Origin of the sequence: Methylorubrum sp. B1-46 (assembly GCF_021117295.1) — a bacterium.
Taxonomy (GTDB): Bacteria; Pseudomonadota; Alphaproteobacteria; order Rhizobiales; family Beijerinckiaceae; genus Methylobacterium.
On sequence record NZ_CP088247.1, the window covers coordinates 1,542,501 to 1,557,500 of the forward strand.

Below are 15,000 nucleotides of genomic sequence, written 5' to 3' on the forward strand. Positions count from 1 at the left end.
CACGGCGACGCGGATGCGGTAACCGCGCTTGGCCAGGGACCGCACCACGTGGCGCCCGAGGAAGCCGGACCCGCCGAACACGGTCACGAGCTGCGATTGCGGACGGGTCGTAGCGCCGGGCGCGGTGACGAGGCTGCTCATGGCCGATGGTGGCCCCTCTTCTCGGGTGACACGTCGAGGCGGGCGGCAGAAAGACCGCACGGCCGACGCGCCCCGGAGCGCGACCGTCGGCAGCACGCTCCTTAGACCAGTTTGAAGGCGAGGGCAGCCTGCCGGCACAAGGAAAATGGAAGCGATCGCCGATCGTTCCAGAGCTTGGTTGCCGGCTCATTGCGGCGCCTCGACCCGCGTGGCGATTCCTCACCGATCACCGAAGCGGCCCTCGCGCAGGAAATGGACGGTCTCGGCCTGAACCCGCCGGTTCCACATCATCGTCGGGTGCGCGACCGGGAGCACGATGTGGTCGGTCATGCCCTCGACGCGGGTGCGCGCGACGGTGACGCGTCCGTCGTTCGGCCCCGGCAGCAGGAGGGAAGCCAGAGGATAGAGGCTGCGGCGGCCAGCGATGACGCCGAGCGGGTAATCGACCATGCCGAATAGACGCTCCTGGACTGTCCCGCGCGAAGTCACGAGTTCGGCGCCGGCCGGACCGAAGACACGGCGGTAGGGCGCGAGGCGGTGGAGCGCGTCGGCGACCTCGCTGCCGCCGTTGGGCGGCCCGAGCATCACCACGCGCCCGAGACTTTCGGGCCGGTGCCGGGCCAAGAGCACGCGGGCGACGAGACCACCCATGGAATGGGTGACGAGGTGAAGACGGCTCACGGTGTCGGCGAACCCCAGGATCGCGGGCGCGATCGTCTCGGCGATGTCGGCCAGTCCCAGCCGTCGAGCCGGATAATCGAGATTGAGCGTGGCGTAGCCCTCGGCCGTCAACCGCCGCTCCAGGGAGCGCAGCGAGGCGGCCCGGCGAGCGATGCCGTGCAAGAGGAGGACGCCCTCGCTCACGGAAGCGGGGCCACCACGCGCGTGGTCTCGGCCAGCGTCTCGCGGAGGAGTTCGGCGAAGCGCTCGACCGCCGGATCGGTGCCACCCATGCCGCGAACCAAGCGCAGGTGCAGGCTCGGCAGCGGCGGCAGACCGGCCTCGTCCGGATCGAGGGGCCGCAGCGACGGCGGCAGCCCGTGCGGGGTGCGCAGGGTCACGCCGAGGCCGGCGGCCACCGCCGCCCATAGACCTGCGAGACCAGGGCTGCTGAAGGCGACGCGCCAGGGAATGCCGGCCGCATCAAGGGCCTTGAGCGCGGCGTGGCGGAACAGGCAGGGTGGCCCGAACAGCGCGAGCGGCAAAGGATGCGGTAACGGGCGATGGGCTGCGCCCACCACTCCCGCGCGCGGTCCGATCCAGACCAGGGGCAGGTGCGCGACCAGGCTTCCCTCCCCCGCCGCGCCGGTCGCGTCCCAGACCAGCGCGAGGTCGAGGTGGCCGGTCTCCAACTCGGACCGCAGGACGGCGTCGCGCTCGACATGCACCTCGACCCGCACGGCCGGGTGCAGCCGGGCGAAGCGGGCGAGCACGGTCGGCAGCCCGGTCTCGGTGAAATCCTGGGGCAGGCCGAGGCGGACCGAGCCGGACAAGGCGGGTGCTGCGACGGCGCTCACCGCCGCATCATTGAGATCGAGGAGGCGACGGGCATAGCCCAGCAACATCTCGCCCGGCTCGGTCAACGCGAGGCCCCGGCCATTCCGGCGCAGTAGCGTCTGGCCGACCTGATCCTCCAACTTGCGCATCTGCAGGCTGATCGCCGAGGGCGAGCGTCCGAGGCGGTCGGCGGCTTTGGCGAAGCTGCCGAGGTCGATCCCGGTCACGAAGGTGCGCAGCACATCCATGTCGAGATTCACCGGCAGCGCCGCCATCGTTCAGTTTTTCCGAAGCGTGTGAAGAGAACTACGCGATTTTCCTGAACGATGCTGCGCGGTTCAATCGCGGGCGTCAACGGCGGATCGGCCGCCGTCACAGGCAAGAGGAGCGCGCCATGCCCTTCGTCAGACTCACGATCGCCGGTCTTGAGACCGGGCCCGACATCGTCGCGGATCTCCAACGGGGGATCACCGCCCTGATGGCTGCGGTGCTCGGCAAGCGGGCGGATCTCACTGCCGTCCTGGTCGAACCGGCACCGGCCGGCGGCTGGTCCGTCGGCGGCGCGGCGGTGGCGCCGGCGGCGCATGTCGAGGCCCGGGTGACGCAGGGCACCAACACGGCGGAGGAGAAGGCGCAATTCGTGGCCGCCGCCCATGACCTGCTGGTGCGGACGCTGCCCGGACCGTTGCCGCTGGCGACCTACGTCGTCGTGCAGGAGGTTCCGGCCGATGCCTGGGGCTATGGCGGCCTCACGCAGGCGGCGCGGAGATAGCCGAACGCTGCCGCCCTGATCAGGTCGGGTCCGGGAAGGAGCGGCGGGCCGCGCTTCGATCCACGCCGGTTCCCTGGCATCTTCGCATCGGAGATTCGCAGCGGGGCGCGGTGTGTCGGCGGCAGGGGAACGGCACAGCGCGTCGGTCAACCGGCTCCTCCTGCTCTACGCCGCACTCTACGGTGGCTACGGTGCGCTCTCGCCCTTCCTGCCGGCCTTTCTCGAGACGCAGGGACTCGGACCGGGCGAGATCGGGACGCTGCTGTCGGCCGCGATGCTGGTGCGGCTCGCCGCTGGGCCGCTGGCAGGTCGGCTCGCCGACCGGTTCGGCGCGGTGCGCACCTTCCTGGCCGGAGGGCTCGCCCTCTCGGCGGCCCTGACCCTCGCGTTCCTCGGCGGTCACGGCTTTGTCGTGCTGCTCGCCCTCGCCCTGGCGCAGGCGGCGGCGAGCGCGCCGCTCGCGCCCCTGGCCGATGCGATGGTGCTCGCCGACGGCCGCGACGGCGCCGAGTACGGTCGCATCCGCGCCGCCGGCTCGGCCGCCTTCATCGCGACCACGATCCTCACCGGCCATCTCATCGGAATCGTCGGTCACGGTGTCGGTCCGCTCACCTGCGGCGCGCTGTTCGCCATCGGCGCAGCGTTGACGCTGCACCTGCCGGTGACCTCCGCTCCCGTACCGCCGGCCGAGACAGCAGAGGGCGGGTTCGCGGTGCTTGCCGGGGATGCGCGTTTCCGCCGGCTCATCCTCGCCGCTGCCCTGGTGATCGGGGCGCATGCCATGCACGACGCCTTCGCCGTCATCGTCTGGCAGGCGGCGTCCCTTGCGCCTCGGATGGCGGGCCTGCTCTGGGCGGAAGCAGTCGCGGCGGAGGTGCTGGTGTTCCTCTGGCTCGGGCCGCGGCTCGTGGCGCGGATCGGCCCCGCGCGATCGCTGGTGCTGGCGGCCCTCGCGGGAGCGCTGCGCTGGGCGGTGCAGGCACAGACCACCTGGCTGCCCGCCCTCTTCGCGATCCAGGCGCTGCACGGGCTCACCTTCGGGCTCCTGCACCTCGCCTGCCTGCAGTTGATCGCGCAGATCGTGCCGGATCGCCGCCGGGCGACCGCGCTGACCCTCTACGGCACGTTCGGGCTCGGCCTCGCCTCGGCGCTTATGACGCTGCTGGCCGGCTGGCTCTATGCCCGGTTCGGCACGGGAGGCTTCTGGGTGATGGCCGCGGTGAGCCTCTCGGCCGTTCCCGTTGCGCGCGGGCTCTCGAACGTCCGATAAGCCGAATGTCCGAGCGGCACGAAGACATTCGCCTTCGCGCGCTGGGACATATATAGAACAAATCAGGCCGCTCTCGTGATTCCATGCCCGTCGTCGCCGACATCCTGATCCCGCTCGCGCTCGACACCGCCTACAGCTACGCGGTGCCGGCCGGGCTCACCCTCGCCGAGGGTGACATCGTGCAGGTGCCGCTCGGCCCGCGCGAGACGATCGGCGTGGTCTGGGGGCTCGACGAGCGGGCGTCCGGCGGCAATCTGCGGCCGGTGACGAGTCGGGTCGAAGCGCCGCCGCTCTCGGATTCCCTGCGCAAGCTGGTCGATTGGCTTGCCCGCTACACCCTGGCGCCGAAGGGCTCGGCGCTCGCCATGGCCCTGCGGCTCCCCGACGAGACCGCCCGCAACGAGGCGCCGCGCATCGGCGTGCGCCCCTCCGGCCGGCCGCCGTCCCGCCAGACGCCCGCCCGCGGCAAGGTGATGGCCGTGGCCGCCGACGGGGCAGTGCGGGGCAAGAGCGCGCTCGCCAAGGAGGCCGGCGTCTCGCTCAGCGTGGTCGATGGGCTGATCGACGACGGCGCGCTGGAGACGGTGGCGCTGATGCCCGAGCCCGTAGCCCTGCCGCCGGACCCGGACCATCCGCGGGTGCCGCTCTCGGACGCGCAGGCGGAGGCGGCGCATGCTCTGATCGCCAGCGCCCCCTCTCCGAAGGAAACGGTGACCGGAGAGACCATCCTCCTCGAAGGCGTCACCGGCTCGGGCAAGACCGAGGTTTATTTCGAGGCGGTCGCCGAATGCGTGCGGCAGGGCCGGCAGGCGCTGGTGCTGATGCCGGAAATCGCGCTCACCGCGCAGTTCCTCGATCGCTTCGCAGGCCGCTTCGGCGTGCGGCCGGCCACCTGGCATTCCGGTATCGGCGGCCGACGCCGCGAACGGTTGCGGGCGGGCGTGGCCGCGGGGGAGGTCTCGGTGGTGGTCGGCGCCCGCTCGGCCCTGTTCCTGCCATTCAAGAATCTCGGCCTCATCGTCGTCGATGAGGAGCACGAGACCGCCTATAAGCAGGAGGACGGCGTCCACTATCACGCCCGCGACATGGCGGTGGTGCGCGGCAAGATCGAGGGCTGTCCGGTGGTGCTGGCCTCGGCCACCCCTTCGATCGAGTCGCGAGTCAACGCGCAGAGCGGGCGCTACCGCCACGTCGCGCTCCCCGGCCGGTTCGGCGGACGGCCGCTGCCCGACATCGCGGCGATCGACATGCGCCTCGACAAGCCTGAGCGCGGGCGCTTCCTGTCGCCGCCGATGGTGAACGCGGTGAAATCGACGCTGGCGGCGGGCGATCAGGCGCTGCTGTTCCTCAACCGCCGGGGCTACGCGCCGCTCACCCTGTGTCGCGCCTGCGGCCACCGCTACCAGTGCCGCAACTGCTCGACTTGGCTCGTCGAGCACCGCTTCCGCCGGGCGCTGGTCTGCCATCAATGCGGCTACGCCGAGCGCAAGCCCGAGGCCTGTACCGAGTGCGGCGCCTTCGACCATCTCACGCCCTGCGGGCCCGGCGTCGAGCGGATCGCCGAGGAGGTGACCGAGCTGTTTCCCGAGCAGCGCATCGTCGTCTTATCGAGCGATTTCCCCGGCGGGGCGGAGCGGCTGCGCCAGGAACTCGAGACCGTGGCGGCGGGCGAATGCGACATCGTCATCGGCACGCAGCTCGTGGCCAAGGGCCACAATTTTCCGCACCTGACACTGGTGGGCGTGCTCGACGCCGATATCGGTCTCACCTCCGGCGATCCGCGCGCCGCCGAGCGCACCTTCCAGCTCCTGCAGCAGGTGACGGGGCGCGCGGGACGCGGCGAGCGGCCGGGGCGGGCCTTGGTCCAGACCTACCAGCCCGAGCATCCGGTCATCGCCGCGTTGCTCTCGGGCGATGCCGACCGGTTCTACGAGGAGGAGATCTGGGCCCGCGAGGCGGCGGGGCTGCCGCCGTTCGGGCGGCTCGCGGCGCTGATCGTCTCCGGCGAAGAGCGGGAGAAGGCCGAGGCGCATGGTCAGGCGCTCGCGCGGGTCGCCGATCCACCGGCCGGCGTCAGCGTGCTCGGCCCGGCCGAGGCGCCGCTCGCTCTGGTGCGCGGGCGCTGGCGCTTCCGGCTTCTGGTGAAGACCGAGCGGGGCATCGACGTGCAGAGCTATCTGCGGGACTGGCTGGCCCGCGGACCGAAGCCGCGGGGTAACCTCAAGGTCGCAATCGACGTGGACCCGCAGAGCTTTCTATAATCGGCGTCCTTCGCCGCCGGCTCGAGGTCCTCTCTCGGTCTCTGGCCCTCGGCTCATTCGAGGAGCGCCGCGCCTTGCTGACCTATGAGAAGAAGCCCGATTCCGCGATCGCCGAGATCGTCGTCGATGGAAAGATCTCCGACGAGGAGATGAACGCGGTGATGACCGCGATGAAGGCGGACCTCGACAAGGGCGGCCGTCTAAAGCTCCTGGAGGACATCCGCAGCTTCGAGGGCATGGAGCCGGCGGCCTTCTTCAAGGATCCCCGCTTCGGCATCTCGATGATGAAGGGCGTGAGCCACGTGGCGCTCGTCACCGACGCGACCTGGCTGCGCGCCGTAGCCGAGACCTTCGGCTTCGTCTCGCCGGTGCAGATCAAGGTGTTCGAGCGCGCCCGCATCGGCGAAGCGCGGACCTGGCTCGAAGCGGCGGTCTGAGCGACGGATCGCTCCCGCAAGAAAAAGGGCGGGCCTTTCGGGCCCGCCCCTCAAAATCTGAAAGACCTGCCGTCTCACTCGGCCGAGGCGGTGCGGACCGTGTGGCGCTTGGCCATCCAGCGGCCGGTGCAGAGGCCGCCGGAGACACGCCAGGTTCCGGAGCCTCCGCGCGCCTGGAGCTGACCCGAGGCGGTGCCGTTCGCGGCCGCCGTCGCGACATTGAGGCCCACATCGCCACCGGCCCCGACGCGGCCGGTCACCGTCGCACTGCCCGAGGCGGCGTTTGCGATCGGACGGACCTGCCCGTCCCGCACAGCGAGGGTGTAGCTGTACTGGGCATCGCACAGGCCGCTTTCGGTCACGAGTTGAACCGACCATGTCCCGTCGAAATCCCCCGCCATCGCCGGCGAGACGAGCGCGGCGGCCAGAGCGGCGGTGAGGGCGAATTTGGGCATGCGTGATCCAGCTCAGCGACGAGGGTGAACGTACGGTGCGCCGTCGCCCGCGCTGTCCGTACCGTCGATCTGTGAGATGCCCGCACTCTACGTGAACAGAAGGCGAGAATATGACGGCAACCGATGCCTCGGTTGTCGACAAGTCACGGCTGCTGGTGGAACAAATTACGCGCTGATGACGAAGAAGTTCCGAATTCTGTGGCTTTCGCGCACCGCAGTGTTGCAAGCGCAACTTTGCCAAGCTTCCGGCCTGAGTCTCATTCCTTGAATGAAACAGCCAAGATCAGTCACCGGGGGCGCCGAACAGTGACGCTTGCTCGATCCGGGCCGCGCTCATCATGGCTGCGAGAGGCAGCACAAGCCGAGGCATCGGCCTCGTTCAGGCGGAGGGTTCGGTCAGCCTGGCCCGGTGGCGGTCGAGGGCGTCGTGCAGGATCGGCATGAAGGCGGACGACGCGTCGAGCCCGTCCACGCCCTGCTCGAGGCGGCCGAGGGCGCGCACCTGGGCGTCGAGGCCGTCATGCGCGGCCAAGTAGGCCCAGATTGCCTCGTCCGCCTCGCCGACCTGGGCCGGCTGCTCGGAGGCGAGCAGCGCTGAAAAGGTATCGAGGGTTCTCTCAAGACTCGCCACGTCGGCTCCCCCTCGGTGCATCCATGTCGATGCGGCTCGGGCGCATCGTCGCGAAAGTGGATGACGGTTCGGCGAAGATGCAGCGGGCGTCACGCCGCGTCGGAGCAGGCGGCGGAGCTCGATCCCGCGCCCCCGCCTGCGGCGGTTCGGGAATCAGCGGCGGCTGCCACCGATGAGACTCGCGGCGGCGAGACCGATGCCGGCGACCACGGCGGCGGTGGTGAGCGGGTGGAGCGCGCCGCGCGTGTAGAGGCTACGCCGCATCACGTAGCCCGGATGGCTTCCGGCGGTACGGCCGCCGACGCCCGCCCGGTAGAGCGATCCCTCGGGACGGCGGGGCGGCTCGTCGCGCTGCTGCAGGCCGGCCATGCTGCTTCCGACCGTGTCGAACACCCGCGGCGCCACGGCCTGAGCCGCGCTCATGATCCGCCCGCCGCCGCCGATATAGATGTCGCGGCGCGGATGCACGGCCGCGTGGACAATCGCCTCGGCGACCTCCTCCGTGCGGTAGACCGGCGGGGGCAGCTTCGGCTCACGGTCGGTGTAGTTGCGGGCGTGCGCCGGGAAGGGCGTATCGATCGCCGCCGGCTTGATCAGCGTAACCGCGACCGGCGCCCCCTCCTCCTTCAGCTCGATGCGCAGGGAGTCGGTGAAGCCTTTGATGGCGTGCTTGCTGGCGCTGTACATGCCCTGGAGCGGGAACGCGACGTCGGAGGCGACGCTGCCGAGATTGATCAGCGTGCCGCCGCTCGCCTTGAGGTGCGGCAGCGCCACCAGCGAGCCGTAGACGACACCCCAGAAATTCACGTCGAACAGGCGCCGGTGATCACCGTCCTCGACCTCTTCGAGCCGTCCGATGATCGAGAGCCCGGCATCGTTCACCCAGGTGTCGATGCGGCCGTAGCAGTCGATCGCAGCGCGGGCCAGGGCTTCGACCTGCGCGCGTTCCGAGACATCGGTGACGACGTCGAGCGCCTCGCCGCCCTGCCGTTCGATCTCCGCCCGGATCTCGGCCAGCGCCTCCCGGTTGCGGGCGGCGAGCACGACCCGGGCACCACGCGCCGCAGCCATGCGCGCGGTCGCGAGCCCGATGCCGCTGGAGGCGCCGGTGATGACGATGACCTGCCGGTCCAGCGGCTTCTTGGCAGCGCTCGGCATGCACGTCTCCTGTGATCACGGGATGATCGGGAGCCCTACACGCAGGCCTTATCCCGAAGGTTGTCAGCCGGTGAACCCGGCCGCGAACGGCTCAGTTTCCCCGGTTTCAGGAGAGCGGTGCCGGATCGCCGTCGGTCGGCCGCGAAGTAAGCGCCGAAGTCAGCGCCAAGCGTCCAGGATCTCCGCGGTCGGCGCCGTCTCGATCTGCTCGCCGAATCGGCTCTGATAGAGGAACATCATCGCGTCGTAGGTCTGGTCGGCCGACGAGCAGACCGCGTCGCAAGCGACGATGACGCGGTAGCCGCGATCGACCGCGCCGAGGATGGTAGCGAGCACGCAGACATCGGTCTCGCCCCCTGTCACCACGAGGGTGTCGATGGCCTCCGCCTCCAGCATCCGCTCCAGATCGGGCTTCATCCACGGCGAGTAGACGAGCTTATCGACGACCTTGGCCGGCGGCGCGAACCGGATCAGGCTCGGCACCAGCTCGACCATCTCAGGCCCGAGCGCGTCGAGGGTCATCTTCGGCCAGTGCTCGTAGTAGCGCTGCCACGCCCCCCGCCCCTCCTCGGCCGAACGGATCGGCACGAAGCGGGTGAACACCGTCCGCTCCGGACGGGCGGCGGTAAGACGCTCGATGTTGGGCAGGATGCGGGCGAGCCAAGGCGTGTGCCAGTCGGTCTCCTCGGCAAACATCCGCTGCGCGTCGACGCAGAGATGCGCAGCCCGTGAGCCGAGTTCACCGAATTTCAGGCCGTCCTTGCCCGCCATCTCGCCCGCCATGACTCGCTCCAAACCTTTCTTTTTCAATCTCTCGGGCTCAGTTCGGGTGGAAGACGACCTTCACGCAGCCGTCCTTCTTGTCGCGGAAGGTCTTGTACAGATCGGGCCCGTCCGCGAGGTCGGTAGAGCGGTGGGTGATCAGCGAGGCGGTGTCGAACTTGCCCTGCTGGATCAGCTTGGTCAGCGGTTCGAGGTAGCGCTTCACGTGGGTCTGACCGCTCTTCATGGTCAGGCCCTTCTGCACGATCGCGCCCATGTTGAGCGGGATCGGTCCACCGTAGACGCCGGGCACAGAGACGATGCCGCAGGGCCGCACCGCGCGGATCGCCTCCATCAGCGCGTAGGGCCGCTCGGTCGAGGTCAGCTTCTCCTGCAGCGTCGAGATCAGGCTGGAGACGCCGTGGCCGGCGCTCGCTTCCATGCCGACGCAGTCGATCACACCATCGGCCCCCTCGCCCCGGCTGATCTCCTTGATCCGCTCGAACACGTCCTCCTTGGCGAAGTCGATGATATCGGTCGCGCCGTACTTCCGGGCGAGCGCCAGGCGCTCGGGCACGGTGTCGATCGCAATGATCCGCTCGGCGCCCATGATCTGGGCCGACTGGATCGCGAACAGCCCGACGGGCCCCGCGCCCCACACAGCGATGATCTCGCCGCCCTTGATCTCGCAATGCTCGGCGCCCTGCCAGCCGGTCGGCAGGATGTCGGTGAGGAACAGGACGGATTCGTCGTCCATGCCGTCGGGCACCTTCATCGGTGCCACGTCGGCCATCGGCACGCGCACGTATTCGGCCTGTCCGCCCCAGTAGCCACCGGTGATGTGCGAGTAGCCGAACAGGCCGGCGGTGGTGAAGCCGAACTGCGCCGCCGCCATCTCGGCATTGCGGTTCGAGCGCTGGCAGACCGACCAGTTGCCGAGCTTGCACTGGCGGCACTCGCCGCAATTGATGTTGAAGGGGACGACGATGCGGTCGCCTGGTCTGAACTTGGTGAAGCCCGGCGCAGTCTCGACAACCTCGCCCATGAATTCGTGGCCGAGCACGTCGCCCGATTTCATGGTCGGCATCTGACCGTCCATCAGGTGGAGGTCGGAGCCGCAGATCGCGCAGGACGTGACCTTGATGATGACGTCGCGGGAATCCTCGATCGTCGGATCCGGCACGGTGTCGCAGCGGATGTCGCCCTTGCCGTGCCAGCACAGTGCCTTCATGAGACGTCCTCGAGGTTCGACCGGTGATGCCGTCCGGGCATCGCCGCAGGAAACCTCATGCGCGTACGGCCAAGTTCCTCGCTGAACGTCCGACGCTACAATTTGACCCCGAGCCAGCGGTTCACGCGGGTCACGAGCCAGACGGTCGCGAGGGCCACGCACACGCCCCAGCCAACTTCCACGACCCGCGAACCCGCCATCCGCTCCACCGGCCCGAGATGGGGCACGAGGAGGATGATCGTAGCGGTGATGCCGGCGAGCCGGCAGGCGCTCGCCACATTGACGAGCCAGCAGACGAGGATCGCCAGCACCACCCCCACGGCGTAGGTCGGAACCGACGGCCCGAGGGTAAGATACGCAGCAAGCCCGATCAGGCCGCCGATCGCCGCGCCGGTGAACTGGTCCCGGGCAGTCGAGCGGGTCGCGCCGAGCTCGGTCTGGGCGACCGCCACCGCGGTGATCGCTGCCCAGAATCCCTCCTGCAGGCCGAACATCTGGGTCGGCAGGTAGGCGGCGACCGCCGCGACCGACGACATGATCCCGTGCGCGAGGCCGCCGGTGAGACGGCGGCGCAGCGGCAGGCGCTTGTGCAGCCGCGCGGCCTGATCCCGCAGCCAGCGGATGCGGCTGGTGTCGCGGTCGGCCCGGCGCGTCTCGGCAGCGCTCTCCTGCCGCGCACCGTCCGGGGCGGCCCGCTCTCGTCCCATCTCAGTCTCCTCGTGAGGCGAAGCGCTGTCGGCCGGCATCCGTTCGTTCTTCCCTCTTCCCCCTTGGATCGGTCCGCGACGCGCGACCATGACGGCAGGACGCCGCCGCGAGACGCCACCACAGCTCCCCTGTCATGCATCGAAACGCGGAGCGAGGCCGATAGGGCCGGTCAAATCTGTGTCGAACCCCACCCGTGCGGCGGGGTTGTCCGGGCATCCTCCTCCATCCCACGGCACCGGAGCCCGGCCCATGGAAGCTTTTCCCAAGCCCCCTTTCCCCGATCAGCCGCAGCCAATGCCCGGCTCGACCCGCGCCATGGACCCGCTGCCGGATCACGGCGAGACGAGCTACAAGGGATCGGGGCGCCTAGAGGGCAAGAAGGCGATCATCACCGGCGGGGATTCCGGCATCGGCCGCGCGGTGGCGCTCGCCTTCGCCCGCGAGGGTGCGGACGTGCTGATCTCCTATCTCGACGAGGAGGAGGACGCCGCCGAGACGCGCCGCCTGATCGAGGAGGCGGGGCGCAAGGCGGTTCTGGTGCCGGGCAATATCGGCGAGGCCGCCCATTGCCGGCGCATCGTCGAGCGGGCGGTGGAGGCCTTCGGGCGGATCGACGTGCTCGTCAACAACGCCGCGCACCAAGCGACCTTCGACGCCCCGGAAGAGATCTCCGACGAGGAGTGGGAGAAGACCTTCCAGGTGAACATCCACGCGATGTTCTACCTGACCAAGGCGGCGCTCCCGCACATGGGCGAGGGCGCGGCCATCATCAACACCACCTCGGTCAACGCCGACACGCCGAGCCCGCAACTGCTGGCCTACGCCACCACGAAGGGCGCGATCCAGAACTATACCGGCGGCCTCGCGCAGATGCTGGCCGAGCGGGGCATCCGGGTGAACTGCGTCGCGCCGGGCCCGATCTGGACCCCGCTGATCCCCTCGACCATGCCGGCGGAGAAGGTGACGCAGTTCGGCTCGCAGGTGCCGATGAAGCGGCCGGGCCAGCCGAAAGAACTCGCGCCGATCTACGTGATGCTGGCCTCCGACGAGTCGAGCTACGTCTCCGGCGCCACGGTGGCGGTGACCGGCGGCAAGCCGATCCTCTGAGTCCTTGGTGTTCGTCCTTTGCATCCGGCCGGGTCGCCGGGTGCCTTCCGCCGGGAGCCCGCCTTGAAGAACCTGCACGGAGCCGTCGTCGTCATCGCCGGCGCATCGAGCGGCATTGGCCGTGCCGCGGCACTGGCCTTCGCGCGGGAAGGCGCGCACGTCGTCGTCGCGGCCCGGCGCCGGGAGCTGCTCGACCGGCTCGCGGAGGCGTGCAGCCGGATCGGTCCGGCGGCGCTCGCCGTGCCCACCGACGTCACCGATCCGGAGGCGGTCGAAGCCCTGGCCTGCGCGGCAGAGGATCGCTTCGGCCGGATCGATGCCTGGATCAACAATGCCGGCACCGGCGTGTTCGGCCCGTTCCAGGACGCGCCGCTCGACCTACATCGCCGCACCGTCGAGGTGAACCTGTTCGGCGCTATGCACGGCGCCTACGCCGTCCTGCCCCGCTTCCTCGAACGGGGGCGGGGCATCCTCGTCAACATGGTGTCGCTCGGCGGCTGGGCGCCGGCCCCGTTCGCCGCCGCCTACACCGCGAGCAAGTTCGGCCTGCGCGGCTTCTCGGCGAGCCTGCGCCAGGAACTGCGGCGCCACGCCCATATCCATGTCTGCGCGGTGTTTCCGGCCATGGTCGACACGCCGGGCTTCGTGCACGGCGCCAACGTCTCCGGCCGCACCCTCGACCCCGGCCCGATGCTCTACGCGTCCGAGGAGGTGGCCGAGACCCTCGTCCACGTCGTGCGCCATCCGCGCGACGAGATCGCGGTGGGCTGGCCCGCCCGCGCCGCTCAAGTGGCCTACGCCCTCGCGCCCGGCCCGACCGAGCACCTGATGGGCCTTGCCCTCAACCGGACTCTCGAGCGTGCCCGCCCCGCTCCGAAGACCTACGGAGCCCTGCGCAGGCCGGTCCAAGACGGCACGGGGTCGGATGGCGGCTGGCTCGAACGCAAACGCCTTCCCTCGGCCTCGACCTTGAGCGGAATCGGCGTGGCCGTCCTCGGTGCCGGCGTTGCCTTGGCCGTCGGCAGCCGGCTCGGTGGTCGGTCCGGCCGAGCGAAACGGTGAACGCGAAGGCTGCCGAGAAAACCCCCGGTTAAGCCTGAAGCCCTATCACCGGCCCATCGAGCCTGGTGATGAAAGGAGCGCCGATGACCAGGGACCAACTCGCGACCGAACTGAAGCGCATGGCCTCCTCGCAGGTCAGCGACATCGAGCGCGCGGTCAAGGCGGGCCACAAGACCATCGCCCTGAACGAACTGGCCGACCTCGACCGGCAGCTCAAGGCACTGGCCGCTGCACTGAAGGCCAAGCCCGTCGTCCGGGCCTGACCCCGCTTCGCTTTTAACGGACCATCGAATCGATCGGACGGCCACGGCCCCCGCCCTCGGGCGGAGGTCGCGCCCGATCCCGCGCCCGCCTCAGCGATCGCGGCTGAGCAGCACCAGCCAGCCGATGCCGAGCATCGCGACCGTCATGCCGATGATGACGAAGGCCGGCGTGCCGAGGTCGATCAGCCGCGGGGCGAGCTGCGTGGCGAACGCCGCCACGACGAGGCCGACGGCGACCCGCGCCGCGCCGCGCTCGATGCCGCGCACGAGCTTGTCCATCCCCTTCAGCTCGATCTCGACGGTGACGCGCCCCTGCTTGAGCCGCACCAGCATGAGGTGGATCAGCGTCGGCAGTTCGGAGGCCGCGCCGTAGAGTCCGCTCCCGAGCGACTCCGCCTTGCGCATCAGCCCGCGAAGCGAAAATTGCGAACGCATGCTCGCCCGCACGGTCGGGCCGGCAGCGGCGAACAGGTCGAAACCGGGATCGAGCTGGCGCATCACGCCATCGGCGGTGACGAGTCCCTTGAACAGGATCGCGAGATCGGTCGGCATCGCGAGGTCGTTCTCGCGGGCCATGGTCATGAAGTCGGTGAGCACGAGCCCGAGATTGAGCGGGATCGAGGAATGGGCCTGGACGAAGTTCTGGGCCGATTGCTCCAGCTTGCTCAGATCCGGGTTTGACGTGCCGGTCCAGTCGAGGAGCGTGGCCATCAGGCCATCGACATCCTGTTTGAGCATGGCGCCGATCAGCACCAGAAGCTGCTGGCGCCGCTTCTGCGACAGCCGGCCGACGATGCCGAAATCGATGAAGCCGATCCGGTTGTCGGGCAGGATCAGCAGGTTGCCGGGATGCGGGTCGGCATGGAACACGCCCTCGATCAGCGCCATGCGCAGGAAGGCGTCGCAGCCCTTCTGGGCCAGCGCCTTCTTGTCCGCTCCCATCGCCCGCAGCGCGGCGGCGTCGTTGGGCGAGACGCCGTGGATGAACTCTTGGACGAGCACCCGCTCGGAACACCACTCCCAGAAAATCTTCGGGATGACGATGTCGTCGCGCCCGGCGAAGATTTCGGCGATCATCTCGCAGTTGCGGGCCTCGTTGAGCAAGTCGAGCTCACCGTTGAGGCCGTTGGCGAGGTGGCGCATCTGCTCCTGAGGCTGATAGCGGGCCATCTCCGGCCACTCCGCCTCGACGATGCGGGCGCCGTGCGCCATCAGTCGCAGGTCCGCCTCGATGATCTTGCGCAG

17 protein-coding genes (2 of these 17 running past the window's edge) are annotated in these 15,000 nt (G+C 69.6%); 7 read left to right on the top strand and 10 right to left on the bottom strand.

Features of this window, described 5'->3' with window-relative positions; translation table 11 throughout:
• The 3 genes from LPC10_RS07205 to LPC10_RS07215 form a co-directional block, all read right to left on the bottom strand.
• Nucleotides 1–141: the 5' portion of a complex I NDUFA9 subunit family protein gene (locus tag LPC10_RS07205; RefSeq protein ID WP_231346083.1), read on the bottom strand. Its footprint begins 1,029 nt before the window's first position; only the first 141 of its 1,170 coding nucleotides appear in the window; its start codon is at nucleotides 139–141; its stop codon lies off the left edge, out of view.
• Between the two features lie 219 nt (nucleotides 142–360).
• A complete protein-coding gene (locus tag LPC10_RS07210; RefSeq protein WP_231346084.1) occupies nucleotides 361–1,005 on the bottom strand; it encodes an alpha/beta fold hydrolase in 645 nt (214 codons plus the stop codon).
• Nucleotides 1,002–1,913 carry a LysR substrate-binding domain-containing protein gene (locus LPC10_RS07215; protein ID WP_231346085.1) on the bottom strand — a complete coding sequence of 304 codons (912 nt, stop codon included), beginning with the start codon at nucleotides 1,911–1,913 and terminating at the stop codon, nucleotides 1,002–1,004. Before LPC10_RS07215 ends, LPC10_RS07210 begins: the two co-directional genes overlap by 4 nt.
• Nucleotides 1,914–2,032: 119 nt before the next feature.
• Here LPC10_RS07215 and LPC10_RS07220 point away from each other — a divergent pair, with 119 nt between their 5' ends.
• From LPC10_RS07220 to LPC10_RS07235, 4 genes are all read left to right on the top strand, one after another.
• The gene (locus tag LPC10_RS07220) at nucleotides 2,033–2,410 is read left to right on the top strand and encodes a tautomerase family protein (RefSeq protein ID WP_231346086.1); all 378 of its coding nucleotides are present in this window, start codon (nucleotides 2,033–2,035) and stop codon (nucleotides 2,408–2,410) included.
• Between the two features lie 112 nt (nucleotides 2,411–2,522).
• Nucleotides 2,523–3,680 carry an MFS transporter gene (locus LPC10_RS07225; RefSeq protein WP_231346087.1) on the top strand — a complete coding sequence of 386 codons (1,158 nt, stop codon included), beginning with the start codon at nucleotides 2,523–2,525 and terminating at the stop codon, nucleotides 3,678–3,680.
• Between the two features lie 83 nt (nucleotides 3,681–3,763).
• Entirely contained in the window at nucleotides 3,764–5,941 is a 2,178-nt protein-coding gene (locus LPC10_RS07230) for a primosomal protein N' (RefSeq protein ID WP_231346088.1), read from the top strand.
• Between the two features lie 74 nt (nucleotides 5,942–6,015).
• A complete protein-coding gene (locus LPC10_RS07235) occupies nucleotides 6,016–6,378 on the top strand; it encodes an STAS/SEC14 domain-containing protein (protein ID WP_096483923.1) in 363 nt (120 codons plus the stop codon).
• A gap of 74 nt (nucleotides 6,379–6,452) precedes the next feature.
• Here LPC10_RS07235 and LPC10_RS07240 read toward each other — a convergent pair whose 3' ends face one another.
• The 6 genes from LPC10_RS07240 to LPC10_RS07265 all read right to left on the bottom strand — a co-directional run bounded on the left by LPC10_RS07240 (nucleotide 6,453) and on the right by LPC10_RS07265 (nucleotide 11,322).
• Complete coding sequence (locus LPC10_RS07240; protein WP_231346089.1) at nucleotides 6,453–6,833, bottom strand: hypothetical protein; 381 nt, start codon at nucleotides 6,831–6,833, stop codon at nucleotides 6,453–6,455.
• Between the two features lie 379 nt (nucleotides 6,834–7,212).
• Nucleotides 7,213–7,464, bottom strand: a complete 252-nt coding sequence (locus LPC10_RS07245; protein ID WP_231346090.1) for a hypothetical protein — start codon at nucleotides 7,462–7,464, stop codon at nucleotides 7,213–7,215.
• 153 nt (nucleotides 7,465–7,617) lie between these two features.
• Nucleotides 7,618–8,622 (bottom strand): SDR family oxidoreductase, encoded by a 1,005-nt coding sequence (locus LPC10_RS07250; protein WP_231346091.1) that lies wholly within the window; start codon nucleotides 8,620–8,622, stop codon nucleotides 7,618–7,620.
• Nucleotides 8,623–8,781: 159 nt separating this feature from the next.
• The gene (locus tag LPC10_RS07255; RefSeq protein WP_231346985.1) at nucleotides 8,782–9,393 is read right to left on the bottom strand and encodes a cysteine hydrolase family protein; all 612 of its coding nucleotides are present in this window, start codon (nucleotides 9,391–9,393) and stop codon (nucleotides 8,782–8,784) included.
• 49 nt (nucleotides 9,394–9,442) lie between these two features.
• Nucleotides 9,443–10,615 (bottom strand): zinc-dependent alcohol dehydrogenase, encoded by a 1,173-nt coding sequence (locus LPC10_RS07260; protein ID WP_231346092.1) that lies wholly within the window; start codon nucleotides 10,613–10,615, stop codon nucleotides 9,443–9,445.
• A gap of 95 nt (nucleotides 10,616–10,710) precedes the next feature.
• Nucleotides 10,711–11,322: an aromatic acid exporter family protein gene (locus LPC10_RS07265; RefSeq protein ID WP_370644672.1), complete on the bottom strand. Its 612-nt coding sequence runs from the start codon at nucleotides 11,320–11,322 to the stop codon at nucleotides 10,711–10,713.
• Between the two features lie 250 nt (nucleotides 11,323–11,572).
• Here LPC10_RS07265 and LPC10_RS07270 point away from each other — a divergent pair, with 250 nt between their 5' ends.
• From LPC10_RS07270 to LPC10_RS07280, 3 genes are all read left to right on the top strand, one after another.
• Complete coding sequence (locus tag LPC10_RS07270) at nucleotides 11,573–12,430, top strand: SDR family oxidoreductase (RefSeq protein ID WP_231346094.1); 858 nt, start codon at nucleotides 11,573–11,575, stop codon at nucleotides 12,428–12,430.
• A gap of 63 nt (nucleotides 12,431–12,493) precedes the next feature.
• Nucleotides 12,494–13,492 (top strand): SDR family oxidoreductase, encoded by a 999-nt coding sequence (locus LPC10_RS07275; RefSeq protein ID WP_231346095.1) that lies wholly within the window; start codon nucleotides 12,494–12,496, stop codon nucleotides 13,490–13,492.
• Between the two features lie 83 nt (nucleotides 13,493–13,575).
• Nucleotides 13,576–13,755, top strand: a complete 180-nt coding sequence (locus LPC10_RS07280; RefSeq protein ID WP_012453251.1) for a hypothetical protein — start codon at nucleotides 13,576–13,578, stop codon at nucleotides 13,753–13,755.
• 90 nt (nucleotides 13,756–13,845) lie between these two features.
• Here LPC10_RS07280 and LPC10_RS07285 read toward each other — a convergent pair whose 3' ends face one another.
• Nucleotides 13,846–15,000: the 3' portion of an AarF/ABC1/UbiB kinase family protein gene (locus LPC10_RS07285; protein ID WP_108939361.1), read on the bottom strand. 477 nt of this gene lie beyond the right edge of the window; 1,155 of the gene's 1,632 nt are visible here — the last part of the coding sequence; the start codon falls outside the window, past its right edge; its stop codon occupies nucleotides 13,846–13,848.